Annotated in this window: 11 protein-coding genes; 4 read left to right on the forward strand and 7 right to left on the reverse strand. The window is 72.0% G+C overall.

What is annotated here, in order from left to right; translation table 11 throughout:
- Window positions 1–16 precede the first annotated feature (16 nt).
- Window positions 17–595 carry a TetR/AcrR family transcriptional regulator gene (locus ABEA24_RS27540; protein ID WP_345434032.1) on the reverse strand — a complete coding sequence of 193 codons (579 nt, stop codon included), beginning with the start codon at window positions 593–595 and terminating at the stop codon, window positions 17–19.
- Window positions 596–674: 79 nt separating this feature from the next.
- Between ABEA24_RS27540 and ABEA24_RS27545 the strand changes: the two genes are divergently transcribed.
- Window positions 675–1,088 (forward strand): organic hydroperoxide resistance protein, encoded by a 414-nt coding sequence (locus ABEA24_RS27545; protein WP_345434033.1) that lies wholly within the window; start codon window positions 675–677, stop codon window positions 1,086–1,088.
- A gap of 21 nt (window positions 1,089–1,109) precedes the next feature.
- Here ABEA24_RS27545 and ABEA24_RS27550 read toward each other — a convergent pair whose 3' ends face one another.
- The 3 genes from ABEA24_RS27550 to ABEA24_RS27560 all read right to left on the reverse strand — a co-directional run bounded on the left by ABEA24_RS27550 (window position 1,110) and on the right by ABEA24_RS27560 (window position 2,790).
- Window positions 1,110–1,391 carry a hypothetical protein gene (locus ABEA24_RS27550; RefSeq protein WP_345434034.1) on the reverse strand — a complete coding sequence of 94 codons (282 nt, stop codon included), beginning with the start codon at window positions 1,389–1,391 and terminating at the stop codon, window positions 1,110–1,112.
- Window positions 1,392–1,507: 116 nt separating this feature from the next.
- Window positions 1,508–2,254, reverse strand: coding sequence for a hypothetical protein (locus ABEA24_RS27555; RefSeq protein WP_345434035.1), 747 nt, complete (start codon window positions 2,252–2,254; stop codon window positions 1,508–1,510).
- The gene (locus ABEA24_RS27560; protein ID WP_345434036.1) at window positions 2,251–2,790 is read right to left on the reverse strand and encodes a SigE family RNA polymerase sigma factor; all 540 of its coding nucleotides are present in this window, start codon (window positions 2,788–2,790) and stop codon (window positions 2,251–2,253) included. Before ABEA24_RS27560 ends, ABEA24_RS27555 begins: the two co-directional genes overlap by 4 nt.
- A 150-nt stretch (window positions 2,791–2,940) precedes the next feature.
- Between ABEA24_RS27560 and ABEA24_RS27565 the strand changes: the two genes are divergently transcribed.
- Window positions 2,941–4,329 (forward strand): hypothetical protein, encoded by a 1,389-nt coding sequence (locus ABEA24_RS27565; RefSeq protein WP_345434037.1) that lies wholly within the window; start codon window positions 2,941–2,943, stop codon window positions 4,327–4,329.
- 210 nt (window positions 4,330–4,539) lie between these two features.
- Here ABEA24_RS27565 and ABEA24_RS27570 read toward each other — a convergent pair whose 3' ends face one another.
- From ABEA24_RS27570 to ABEA24_RS27580, 3 genes are all read right to left on the reverse strand, one after another.
- A complete protein-coding gene (locus ABEA24_RS27570) occupies window positions 4,540–6,579 on the reverse strand; it encodes a beta-galactosidase (protein WP_345434038.1) in 2,040 nt (679 codons plus the stop codon).
- Window positions 6,580–6,616: 37 nt separating this feature from the next.
- Window positions 6,617–9,214 carry a beta-xylosidase/alpha-l-arabinosidase gene (locus ABEA24_RS27575; protein ID WP_425551241.1) on the reverse strand — a complete coding sequence of 866 codons (2,598 nt, stop codon included), beginning with the start codon at window positions 9,212–9,214 and terminating at the stop codon, window positions 6,617–6,619.
- A 102-nt stretch (window positions 9,215–9,316) separates the two neighbouring features.
- Entirely contained in the window at window positions 9,317–10,336 is a 1,020-nt protein-coding gene (locus ABEA24_RS27580; protein WP_345434039.1) for a LacI family DNA-binding transcriptional regulator, read from the reverse strand.
- A 255-nt stretch (window positions 10,337–10,591) separates the two neighbouring features.
- Between ABEA24_RS27580 and ABEA24_RS27585 the strand changes: the two genes are divergently transcribed.
- Both ABEA24_RS27585 and ABEA24_RS27590 read left to right on the forward strand, forming a co-directional pair.
- Entirely contained in the window at window positions 10,592–11,935 is a 1,344-nt protein-coding gene (locus ABEA24_RS27585) for an ABC transporter substrate-binding protein (protein ID WP_345434040.1), read from the forward strand.
- Window positions 11,932–12,843, forward strand: a complete 912-nt coding sequence (locus tag ABEA24_RS27590; RefSeq protein WP_345434041.1) for a carbohydrate ABC transporter permease — start codon at window positions 11,932–11,934, stop codon at window positions 12,841–12,843. Before ABEA24_RS27585 ends, ABEA24_RS27590 begins: the two co-directional genes overlap by 4 nt.
- The last annotated feature ends 2 nt before the right edge of the window (window positions 12,844–12,845 follow it).

Genomic DNA, 12,845 nt, shown 5'->3' on the forward strand with positions numbered 1-12,845 from the left:
CATACAGTTACCGGTCTCAGGCGGCGTCGGTTCCGATGAGGCGGGCGACGGCGGAGCGTACGGCGGGCCCGGCGTTGGCGGGGTCGTCGAGGTCGCCCGCGACGGCGAGGCCGTCGCGGAGCGCGAGGAGCATCAGCGCCGTCCGCTCGGGGTCCGGGTGTCCGGCGGCGATGAGCAGGTCGCGCAGCGTGTCGCGGAACCACCGGCGGAAGGTGTCGACGACCCGGCGGACCGGATGGCCGGGGTCGGGGTACTCGGCCGCCGCGTTGATGAACGCGCAGCCCCGGAAGCCAGGCTTGCAGGTGATCTCGCCGATGGCCTCGAAGACGGAGACGATCTTCTCCTCGGGGGTGGCGCCCCGCGGCACGGCGAGCTGCCGCACGCTGCTGAGCTGCTCCTCCAGGTAGGCGCAGACGAGGTCGTCCTTTGACGGGAAGTGGTGGTAGAAGGTCGCCTTCGCCACGCCCGCCTCGGCGATGATCCGGTCGATGCCGACCGCGTGGATGCCCTCGCCGTAGAACAGCGCACGCGCGGTGTCGAGGACGCGCCGCCGGGCGGGGCTCTCGCGTCGTGCGGTCGTGGTCGTCGAAGCCATGCGTTGACATTACCAGACAGATCTGTCTAGTCTTGGGTTCAAGCGAACAGACAGGTCTGTCTAGTCAGGAGAATGGGACATGAGCACGCTCTACACCGCGATCGCCACCGCGTCCGGCCGCGACGGCCGCGCGGTCAGCTCCGACAAGAAGCTCGACGTGACCCTGGCCCGCCCGGTCGAGCTGGGCGGCGACGGAGAGGGCACCAACCCCGAGCAGCTGTTCGCCGCGGGCTACTCCGCGTGCTTCGCGAGCGCGCTGAACCTCGTCGCGTCCAACAAGAAGGTCGACGTCTCCGACGCCGCCGTCACCGCCGAGGTCGGGCTCGGGCCGAACGGCAAGGGCGGCTTCGCCCTCTCGGTCACCCTGCGCGTCGAGCTGCCGGACGGCATCCCCGCCGAGACCGGCCGCGAGCTCGTCGAGGCCGCGCACCAGGTCTGCCCCTACTCCAACGCCACCCGCGGCAACATCCCGGTGGAGCTCGTCGTCGAGTAGGACGCGCGACGCGTCATCCGGTCAGGAGCGGTCGGCGGGTTCGTCGCAGCGCAGGAAGCCTCGTATCCTCCTGGCCGCGCCGGTCACGTCGCCGACCGGATGACGCATCTCGGCGTTCCGCCAGTCGAAGTAGTTGCCCGACTCGCTGACGAAGATGTACAGCGGCACGCCGGGCACGTCCGTGGTGACGGCCAGGCCGGGTAGCGACCGTCTCAGGTCCGACTCCACCCCCAGCAGGGCCAGTTCCGCGCTCAGTCTTTCGAGCAGCCGGACCTCCTCCTCGTGAGCGATCGCGTGTCGCATCGCCGAACCCCTTCCGCCTCGGACGGTCCGGACCCGGGACCGTCATCTGGCTGTACGCGGGGAACGGGGTCGAAGGTTCATCGGTTCCGGTCGGCCTTTTTCAACGGTTCGGCCGGTCAGAATCCGCCGTCCACGGTGATCACGCGTCCGTCGCGGTCGTCGGCCGTCACCGTGTACCGATCGTCGTGTGCGTCATGCCCACGCGGCGATCGGGCGTACTGGGCGGCGAACACGTGCGGGCCGGGCGGTACCGACCGGCCCGGCCGCAGCACCCACCGGTAGACGAGGGCTCCCTGCTCGTCGCCGACCGTGACGACGAAGTCGTCGCCCGGCAGCGTCGACCACGAGCCCGTGGCCCGTACGCCCTCGGTGCGCGTCACCCGCACGGTGACCTGCAGCTTCGTGAGTGGCCGGTCGCCGGTGACGGTCACGTCCTCCTGCGCCCAGTACGGGTTGCTGCCCGGGTCGAGCCGCGCGGCGACCGTCCCCGGTTTCGTCCGCCGGGACGTCGGGGGAGGCGAGGTCGCGGCGCGCGGCGTGGCCGACGGCCGGACGGCGCGGGCCGTGGGCGAGGCGGTCGCCGACGCGGACGGGGACGGCTGATCCGTCTGCACGGAACGGTGTCCGGCCGGAACGGCCGACGTGTCCGAACCGCCGGGCCGCCAGGTCACCACCGTCACCGCCACCACGGCGACACCGGCCGCGGCCATCGCGGTCGCGGCGATCGGGCGGAACCGGGACCGGCGGGCGCGGTGCGGGCGGATCGCGGCGTCGACGCGGGCCCGTATGCGGCCGCGGTCGGGCTCGTGCGCGTCCGCCTCCTCGCGGAGCGCCGAGCGCAGCCAGCCGGGAGGCTCGGTCATCGCATCTCCCCCGCTCGCCCGGCCGGGTGGGCCGGCGGCGACCGCCACGCCCCCAGGGCCTTCTCCAACTCCGCCACCCCCCGTGACGTCTGACTCTTCACCGTGCCGACCGAGACGCCCAGCACGCGGGCCGTCTCCTGTTCCGACAGGTCGAAGGCGTACCGCAGGACCACGCACGCGCGCTTGCGCATCGGGAGCCGCCGCAACGCCGCCCGTACGTCGAGGACGGCGGGGATGTCCGGATCGTCGGAACGATCGCGGAACATCGCCCCGAGCAGTCCGGTACGCGCGCGCTCCCGGACCAGCGTACGGACCCGGCTGGCGGCGAGGTTGACCACGATGCGGCGAACGTAGGCGAGCGGCTGGTCGGCCTTGCGGACCCGGCCCCACCGGTTCCACGCCGCGACGAACGCGTCGGCGGTCAGGTCGTCGGCGGCGTCCGCGTCGCCGGTGAGCAGATAGGCGAGGCGTGACAGCTCGCGATGGTGGGCTTCGAAGAACTCGTGGAACTCTGCGGCGTCGTCCTCGGACTTCACGGCGCGCTCCCGGATACCTCGGCGGAGGTCCGCTCGTCGGCCTCGGCCGCGCCGAGATTAGCAGTGTTAATGAGGTTTTTTCGTAACACGGCAACCTTTCGCCCACCGGCCGACGACTATGCCTCGGACCGATGAACCGAAGGGACCACGGTGAAGAAGCTCCTCCTCATTCCCGGCGTGCTCGTGGCCGGCGGCCTGCTGTACGCCATCCCGTCGCTCGGGCACGGATCCGTCGCCACGCCGCGGTCGGCCGACAGCCACGCGGGAACGGAGGCGGCGGCGGACGGGGTCGCCGCGCAGGCGGCGCTGCCCGGCCTGACCACGACGAAGGTCACGCTCCCGGCGGGCCTGCCCTACCTCACGCCCGGCTACAACGGGACCCCCACGTACTCCCGGGTCGCGACCGCCGTCGCCCCGGACGGCACCCTCCGCGTCGCCTGGCCGGACGGAAAGTCCGTGCACGTCACCTCGCTGACCAAGGGCCTGAAGCGGTCGGGCGCCGACACCGTCGTCCCGAACGCCGCCGAGGTCGGCGGCCTGGTCGCCCACAACGGCGGCTTCGCGTTGCTCACCCGCCGCCCGGACACGAACAAGTGGCACGAGACCGCCGCGTACCTCGTCCGCTACCAGGGCAAGAAGCAGAAGTTCGCGGCGAAGCTGACCAGCACCGGCAGCCATGACACCTCCCCGACCCTGGGCGGCGCGCTGGCCTGGAACGGCACGAAGTACGGCGCGTACTTCATCGTGCACGGCGCGGGCGGCTTCGCCGACGGACACTTCGGCGACAAGCTCGCCTATGTCACGAGCGCCGGGAAGCGGGCGTCGGGCGGCTGGTCCTGGGGCTGCAGCCACAACGAGGGCATCGCGCTGCTGCCGGAGAAGTCCGGGCCGTTCGCGTCGCTGTGCTTCGAGGACTGGCGGTCCGGCCTGTTCGTGAGCACCGGCATCGCCGCGCCCAACAACGCTCCCGTCCTGCAGCGCGAGCAGTGCTGGGCGGGCTACTGCGGCGGCGCGTTCGGCGGCTTCGTACGGTCGTCGGCGGGCCGGTACGCCGCGGTGTTCACCTCGCGCGGCGCCGCCTCGGCCAAGCCCTCCGGTGACGGCCGCGGCTACACCGTCAAGGCCAAGTGGGCGACGCACCAGGTCGCGATCCACTTCCTGAAGAACAAGTCCACGCCCACCGGCAAGACCGTCTACCTCACCGCGGACGCGAAGACCGACCACGTCAACGTGCACGCCGCCCCGTACGGGCCGAACCGGATCCTCGTCAGCTGGCAGAGCGTCGCGAACGCCTCCTGCAAGGCGGGCACCTGCACCGGCCGGTTCGCCGGCACGCACCTGCGGCTGGCCGACTACTCCGGCAAGTGGGTGAGCAAGGACACGGTCGTCAAGGCACAGATCGCCGGCGACATCGCCGTCCTGCCGAACCACGACCTCGTGTGGGCGTTCGTCAACGCCGCCCCGAACTACGCGAGCCCGCTCGGCAAGTCGCCCAAGTCCCGCACGCTGACCGTCGCCCGCCTGCCCTACAAGGGCTGACCGCGAGGCCTGCGGCCGGGGTGGCCGGCGGCCGCCGGTCTCGCCTCCGGCCAGGACGGCAGCCGCCGGTCTCGGAGCGGGCCGGGGCGCCGGCCCGTACGGCGCGCCCCTGCCGCTCCGGGGACGGCCGTCGCGTTCTGCGCCGTCTACTGACGCGAGAAATCTGCTCGGTTCAGTAGACGGCGCGAAACGAGGTGCCGCATCCCGGGGCTACGCCCCGAGCCTCAGCACCACGACGCCCTGGGCTTCCAACCGGAGTTCCCCCTCGTGCGGCGTACCCGTCAGCAGGTCGACACCGGCGTCCGGAACGGCGACGGTGACCACCTCGCCGGTGTGGTTCAGCAGGAACAGGTGATCGCCTCGGCGTACGGCCTCGACGCCCTCCGGAACCTGGGCGACGGGCCGAACGCCGGCCGTGGACGCGGCGTCGAGGATGACCTGGCGCAGCCGCGTCTCGTCGAGCCGGGTGCCGATGTACGTCGCGGTGCCCCGGCCGTGCGCGTGGCGGGTGACGGCCGGGCACGGGCCGAACGGCCCGTCCTCGAAGGTTGCGAGCACCTCGGCGCCCTCGGCGCGCATGAGGTCCTGCCACTCCGAGGCAGTGCCCGCCGACCCGTCGGACCAGCGCATCGTCAGCGTCTCCTCGACCTGCAGCGGGTTGAACTCCTCGATCCGCACGCCCAGGAGGTCCTGGAAGGCGTTCGGGTGGCGGATGTGGTCGTGCTCGTCGACGACGCCGCTGAAGTACGACATGACGAGGTGGCCGCCGTCCTCGACGAACCGGGTGATGTTCGCCGCCGCGGCGTCGGTCACCGAGTAGAGGTTCGGCACGACGAGCAGCCGGTAGCCGGACAGGTCGGCGTCGGGCGCGACCATGTCGACGGGGAGGTTCGCGCGCCACAGCGGCAGGTAGTGCGCGAGTGCCTGGTCGTGGAAGGCCACGTCCGTGGAGGGGCGGCCGCGCAGCTCCAGCGCCCACCAGCTCGGCCAGTCCCAGACCATGGCGACGTCCGCGTCGACCCGCGAGCCGGCCACGGGCGCGAGGTCGCGCAGCTCCGCTCCCAGCGCGCGGACCTCCCGCCAGATCCGCGAGTCGGTCCCGGCGTGGGGGACCATCGCGGAGAAGAACTTCTCGGCCCCGAACCGCGACGCCCGCCACTGGAAGAACATCACCGAGTCCGAGCCCCGGGCCACCGCCTGGTGCGACCGCAGCCGCAGCTGCCCCGGCGGGCGCGCCGAGTTGCGGCGGCGGGAGTTCATCGGCCCGGTCGACGACTCCATCAGGATGAACGGCCGCCCGCCGCGCAGCGACCGCATCAGGTCGAAGTTCAGCGCGGCCCGGACGTGGCCGATCGGGTCGCGGGCGTCGGGGTAGGCGTCGAGCGCAACGACGTCCTCCCCGGCCGCCCACTTCCAGTAGTCGAGCAGCTTGTAGGAGGCCATGAAGTTGGTCGTGACCGGGACGTCCGGGGTGTGGCGCCGCAGGATGTCGCGTTCGGCGGTGAAGCACTCCAGCGACGCGTCGCCGTTGAACCGCCGGAAGTCCACCACCTGCGACGGGTTGGGATCCCCGAGCACCGGGCCGGGCGGGTTGATCTCGTCCCACGAGCCGTACCGCTGGCCCCAGAACGCCGTGCCCCACGCATCGTTGAGAGCGTCGAGGTCGCCGTACCGGTCGGCGAGCCAGCGGCGGAAGTGCTCGGCCGACACCGGGCAGTGACAGCCGTCGACGCCCGGGTACTCGTTGCCCACGTGCCACAGCGCGAGCGCCGGGTGCTCGGCGTAGCGGGCGGCGAGGCGTTCGACCAGGGCGGCCGCGGCGGCGCGGTAGACCGGCGAGGAGGCGCAGTAGTGCTGGCGCGCGCCGAACGTCAGCCGGCTCCCGTCCTCCAGCCTGGGCAGCACCTCTGGATGCGCGGCGATCATCCAGGCGGGCGGCGCGGCCGTCGGCGTGGCCAGGTCCGCCGCGATGCCGTTCTCCGCCAGGAGGTCCAGGACCCGGTCGAGCCAGTCGAAGGTGTAGCGGCCCGGCTCGGGTTCCAGCGCCGACCACGAGAAGACCCCGACGGTGACGAGGTTGACCCCGGCCTCGCGCATGAGCGCGACGTCCTCGGCCCAGGTCTTCTCGGGCCACTGCTCGGGGTTGTAGTCGCCGCCGTACGCGAGTCCGCCGAGGCGTTCCCGCAGCGCGTCGATCCTCGGCACGGGGTCCTCCTCCGCCCGTACGGTCGGCCTGGAGTCGCTCAGCACGGGGTCACCTCCGGCCGTACGGTCGGCCTGCGGTCACTCAGCACGGGGTCACCTCCACCGGGACGGTCAGGACCCGGTCCGTTCCGAGCACGCGCACCGGGCCGGTCAGGGTGAACGACCCGCGCAGCGGCAGGTCCGCGCTGGACGCGCCGACCGTCACGTCGATCCGCCCGGGTTCGACGACGCGTCGCAGGTCGGCGCCGGTGAACCCGGTCCGGTCGGCGTGCACGGTGAACGTCACGCGGGCGGCCGCGCCCGGCTCCAGCCGTACCCGCGCCCAGCCGGCGAGCCAGCGCACCGGCCGTACGACCGAGGCGACGGGGTCGCCCAGGTACAGCTGCACCACCTCGGTGCCGGCGTGGTCGCCGGTGTTGCGCACCGTCGCGCTGACGCGGATCGTCCCGTCCGTCGGTGCCGAGGAATCGACCTCGAGGGCCTCGTACGAGAAGCGGGTCCAGGTCAGGCCGTGCCCGAAGGGGAACAGCGGGATCGGGTCGATCGAGCTCCAGCGGGACGGCCCGCCGGTCCGCGAGTGCAGGTACGTCGTGGGCTGGCCGCCCGGGCCGCGCGGCACGCTGACCGGCAGCCGCCCTGACGGCTCGACGCGGCCCGACAGCACGCCGGCGACGGCGGGGCCGCCCTCCTCGCCGGGGAAGAACGCCTGCACGATCGCGGCGGCCCGGTCGGCGATGTCGCCGAGGGCGTACGGGCGACCGGAGAGCATCACGATCACAGTCGGTGTACCCGTGGCGAGCACCGCGTCCGCGAGTTCGGCCTGTCGTCCGGGCAGGGCGAGGGACTCGGCGTCGCAGCCCTCGCCCGAGGTGCCCCGGCCGAACAGGTCCGCGCGGTCGCCGAGGGCGAGCACGCAGACCTCCGCCCGGCGGGCGGCGGCGACGGCGGCGGCGATGTCCGCGTCGTCGGCGACCTCGACGCCGGCACCGGCCGCCAGGTCGATCTCCGCCTCGGGAAGCTGGGCGCGGAGCGCGTCGGCAAGAGTCGGGATGTCCACGCCGAGCGGCATGCCGGGGAACCGGCCGGTCATGTGGTTGGGGAAGGAGTAGCAGCCGAGCATGGCCCGGGACTCGTCGGCGAGCGGGCCGGTCACCGCGATCCGGCGGGCCCGCAGCGGCAGGACGCCGTCGTTGGCGAGCAGCACGACGGACTGCTCGGCGATCCGCCGGGCGAGCCGCCGGTGCCCCGGCGGGTCGAAGTCGTACGGATCACCGGGCAGTTCGCCGTCCAGCGATTCCGCGTACGGCGCGCCGTCCGCCGCGCCGTCGTGCGACGCCGCGTGCGGTGCGTTGGCCACTGCGCCGTCGGGCGACTCCGCGTACGGGGCGGCGCCTCCTCTGCCGTCGAGCGACTCCGGGGGCGGCGCGAGCTCCGCTCCGCCGTCGAGCAGGCCGAGCGCGCACTTGAGCGTGAGGACGCGGGACACCGCGCGGTCCAGGTGTTCGACGGGGACCGCGCCGCGCCGCACCATCTCTACCAGGGGCGCGCCGTAGCAGCGGACCGTGGGCAGCTCGACGTCGACGCCGGCCCGCAGGGCGAGGGCGGCCGCCTCGCCGGGGGAGCCGGCGACGCCGTGCATCTCCTCCAGGAACGAGATCGCGAAGTAGTCGGCCACGACGACGCCCGTGAAGCCGAGCTCGTCGCGGAGCAGGCCGGTCAGCAGCCGCTCGTCGGCGGCCGCCGGGATCCCGTCGACGTCGGCGTAGGACTGCATCACCGAGCGCGCCCCGCCCTCGCGGAGCGCGATCACGAACGGTTCGAGGACGACGTCGGCGAACTCGCGGGGACCGAGTGCGGCGGACGCCATGTTGCGGCCCGCCCGGGACGAGGCGTACCCGGCGAAGTGCTTCAGCGTCGCCACGATTCCGGAACGTTCCAACCCGCGGACGTACGCGGCGCCGACGAGACCGACGAGATACGGGTCCTCCCCGATCGTCTCCTCGGTCCGGCCCCACCGGGGGTCACGCGTCACGTCGAGGACGGGGGCGAGGCCCTGGTGGACGCCGACCCGCCGCATGCTGCCGGCGATGGCGGCGGCCATCTCCTCGACCAGACCGGGGTCGAACGTCGCCCCCCAGGCCAGGGGGGACGGGAAGACCGTCGCCGAGAGGGTCATGAAGCCGGTCAGGCACTCCTCGTGGGCGATGGCCGGAATGCCGAACCGGTTGCCGGCGGCGACCCGGGCCTGCAGCTCGCGCAGCCGTGCCGCGCCCTCCGCGGGGGGTACCGGCGCCGTGCCGAACACCCGAGTGAGCTGGCCGAGTCCGGCCGTGATGACCTCATCGAGCGGCGGCGGCTCGCCGAAGTCGTCCGGGAGCGGGGCCACCTCCTCTCCGGGGCGGGCGGACACGGTCCAGTAGCCGACGAGCTGGGCGGCCTTCTCCTCGACGGTCATCCGGCCGAGCAGGTCGGCGACCCGCTCGGCGGCCGGCAGCCGGGGATCGCGCCAGGGCTCGGCCGGTCGAGCGGCGCCGGGAAGGACCCCCTCTCCGGCGGCTCCCGTCCCGGTAACCGACCCGGCGGCTCCGTTCTCGGTCACCTCTCCGGCGGTTCCGGCGTCGGTCGACTCTGCCGCGGCTCCGGTCTCGGCCATCTCTCGTGCGGCTCGCGTCTCGGCCATATGTCGTGGGGCTCCCGTCTGCCGGTCGAAGGTCGTGTGGGCGGGGGCGTGTCCCGTGGGCCTCGCGCTCCCACCGCATCGAGGCCCACGGGGCACGCGTCCTTAGGCGCCGGGGGGCGGCGCGGTGGAGAGGCGGACGCGCAGCTCGGTGGCGAGCTCCACGCGGGGACTGACCAGCGGCTCGCCGTCGAGCTGCTGGAAGATGCTCCGTGCCGCGGTCCGCCCCATCTCCTCCAGCGGCTGGCGGACCGTCGTCAGAGGTGGGGAGAGCCACTGGCACAGCGGAAGGTCGTCGAACCCGACGACGCTGAGGCCGTCCGGTACGCGCAGGTCGGACTGCCGGGCCGCCTCGTAGACGCCCATGGCCTGCTCGTCGTTGCCGGCGAAGACGGCGGTCGGGCGGTCCTCCAGCGCGAGCAGGTCGAGCGCCGCGCGGAAGGCCCCTTCGTGCCGGAAACCGCCGTACCGGATCAGCCGCCGGTCGACCTCGATCCCGGCGCGCTCCAGCGCGGTGCGGTAACCGTCGATCCGCGCCTGCGTGCAGAGCATGTCCGGGGGGCCGCCGATCACCGCGATCCGCCGGTGCCCGAGTGAGATCAGGTGTTCGGTCGCCGCCCGGCCGCCCGCCCAGTCGGTCGTGCCGACGCTCGCCAGGCCGGAGTCCGGTGGCTCGATCGGGTCGATGACGACGAGGCCGACGCCGGTGCGTTCGATCTGTTCGCGCTGGTCCGGGGTCATGCGGCAGGACACCATGATCACTCCGTCGCTGCCGTGCAGCGCGATGAGGGAGGTCCAGCTCGACGGCCGGGCGTCGTCGCCGCGGACGAGCGAGACGACCGTGCCGACGCCGCGCTCGGCGCACTCCGCCTCGACACCCCGCAGGATCTCCACGGCCCACGGGCTGTCCAGCCCGTTGATGACGACGTCGATGAGGCCGGACCGGCGCGCCCGCCGGCCGCCCGGGGCCAGGTAGTTGTGGGCCTTCAGCAGGTCGGTGATCCGCTCGCGGGTCGCGGGTGCGACGTCGGTGCGGCCGTTGAGGACCTTGGACACCGTCGCCGGGGAGACGCCCGCCTCGGACGCGATGAAGGCGAGCGTGGGACGAGCGGTGGCGCCGCTCACTCCGCCATCCATGGACGTGTCACGATGCACTCCTTCGCCGCTCGGCCGGTGTGAACGGTATCGCAAACTTTCGAAGGTGCCTAGGCCCATTTAGCTCGGCAAATGCTGGCCTAAGAAAGATGCTCGCGAAGGGTTGACCGCTGTGAAGCGCTTTCTTAAGGTACGGCAGCAACCGGTTTATCGACATGTTTTCGAAACAGTAGCGACACGCCGTCGCAACGCCCGTCACTGCCGTACCCCACGCAAGGAGGACCGATGGGCGACACACCGCTCTCGCGCCGCACCTTCCTCTCGGCCGCCGGAGTCGCCGGGATCGCCGGCCTGGCCGGCCCTCTTCTCAGCGCCTGCGGAACGTCCGGGCCCGCCGGGGGCAAGGGGGGCGGCAAGACCCTCCAGGTCTGGGTCCTGCAGGACGCGGGGCAGAACCCCATCCAGCAGGCGGCGCTCGACGACTTCAACAAGTCCTCGAAGACCAAGCTGAAGCTGGTGCCCATCGCCACCTCCGGCGGCGCGGACTACACCGACAAGCTCCGCATCGGCATGGGCTCGCCGAACCCGCCGGACCTGATCTTCAACTGGGGCACCGGCAGCATCCAGGACTACGCCCAGGGCGGCCGGCTCGTCGACCTCAGCTCGCAGCTCGCCAGCGACCCGACCTGGAAGAACTCCTTCCTGCCGTCGGTGCTCGATGCCGGGAAGGCGGCCGGGAAGTACTACGGCATCCCGCTGCGCGGCATGCAGCCCGTGCTGGTCTTCTACAACAAGACGCTCTTCGCCCAGCACGGCCAGCAACCCCCGGCGACCTACGACGACCTGCTCAAGCTCGTCACGTACTTCGACTCGAAGAAGATCCAGCCGTTCGCGCTCGGCCACGTCGACGCCTGGCCCAACCTCATGTGGCTGGAGTACCTCGTCGACCGCATCGGCGGGCCGACGGTCTTCCAGGGCATCCTCCAGAACGTCCTCGCAGGGAAGCCCGGCGGCTGGGGGCAGCCGGCGATGCTCGACTCCCTGCGGCGGATCCAGGACCTCGTCGACCGGCGGGCGTTCGGCACCAACTTCGCGTCGGTCAACTACGTCAACGACGGCGCCGGGCTGCTGTTCGCCAAGGGCAAGGCCGCGATGCACCTGATGGGCACCTGGGAGATGTCCAACCAGGTCGACAAGCACCCGGACTTCGCCAAGAAGGACCTGAGCTTCGCGCCGTTCCCCACGGTGGCCGGGGGCAAGGGCGACGCGAACAGCGTCGTCGGCAACCCCACCAACTACTTCTCGATCAGCAGCAAGTCCGCGGACATCGCCGGTGCCACCGCCTTCCTCAAGAAGGAGATGGCCAACCCGATGTACGTCGACAAACTGATCAAGGCGGGTGACGTGCCGGCCGTCAGCGGTCTGGAGTCGCGGCTGTCCGCCTCGCCCAATCCGGAGTTCGCCAAGTACGTGTACCAGATGGTGCAGAAGGCTCCCAGCTTCACGCTGTCCTGGGACCAGGCGCTGCCGCACAAGTTCACCGACCCGCTCCACACCGGCCTGCAGAAGGTCTTCCTCAAGAAGATGACCCCCGAGCAGTTCGTCCAGGCCATGGACGCGGTCAAGTGACAGCGGCACGCGCCGCCGTCGAGGGTACGGACCGGGCGGCGCGGCCGGGTGCGCTGTGGATCGTCCCCGCCGCGCTGTTCTTCGGAGTGTTCGCCGGGGTGCCCCTGCTCCTGACCGCCGTTCTGTCCTTCACCGAGTGGAACGGCCTCGGCACGCCCCACTTCAACGGCCTGGCCAACTGGCACCGCGTGGTGTCGGACGACGCGGTCTGGGAGTCCTTGCGGGTCAGCCTGGTCTTCATGGTGCTGTGCTGGCTGGTGCAGACCCCGCTGTCCCTGCTGCTCGGCGTGTGGGCGGCGGGCCGGGAGCTGAACCGCGCGGTGCTGTCGTCGATCTTCTTCCTGCCGCTGCTGATGTCGACCGCCGCGGTCGCCATCACCTGGCGGGTGCTGCTCGATCCGAACTTCGGGCTCGCCGCGACGATTGGGCCGTACATCGGCTTCCCGGACGGGAACATCGTGGGCAGCCAGCGCGGGGCCGTGGCGGCCATCGTCGTCGTCATCGCCTGGCAGTTCGTGCCGTTCCACACCCTGCTGTACCAGGGCGCGGCGCGGCAGATCCCGCAGATGCTGTACGACGCGGCGCTCATCGACGGCGCGAGTCGCGTCCGGCAGTTCTGGCACATCACGCTGCCGCAGCTCAGGAACACGATCGTCACGTCGTCGGTGCTGATGCTGGTCGGGTCGCTGACCTACTTCGAGACCATTCTGATCGTCACCAACGGCGGGCCGGGCACCGCGACGATGGTCCTGCCGCAGCGCATGTACCTCAGCGGCTTCCAGAGCTTCCAGATGGGGTACGCGAGCGTGATCGCGCTGGTCCTCGCCGCGCTCGGCACGGCGCTGTCGCTGCTCATCGTCCGCTTCTCCGGCTTCGGGAAGATGCACAGCACGCTGGAGGGGATCTGACG

This window comes from Actinoallomurus vinaceus, from assembly GCF_039542055.1.
In the GTDB taxonomy this organism is placed as follows: Bacteria; Actinomycetota; Actinomycetes; order Streptosporangiales; family Streptosporangiaceae; genus Actinoallomurus; species Actinoallomurus vinaceus.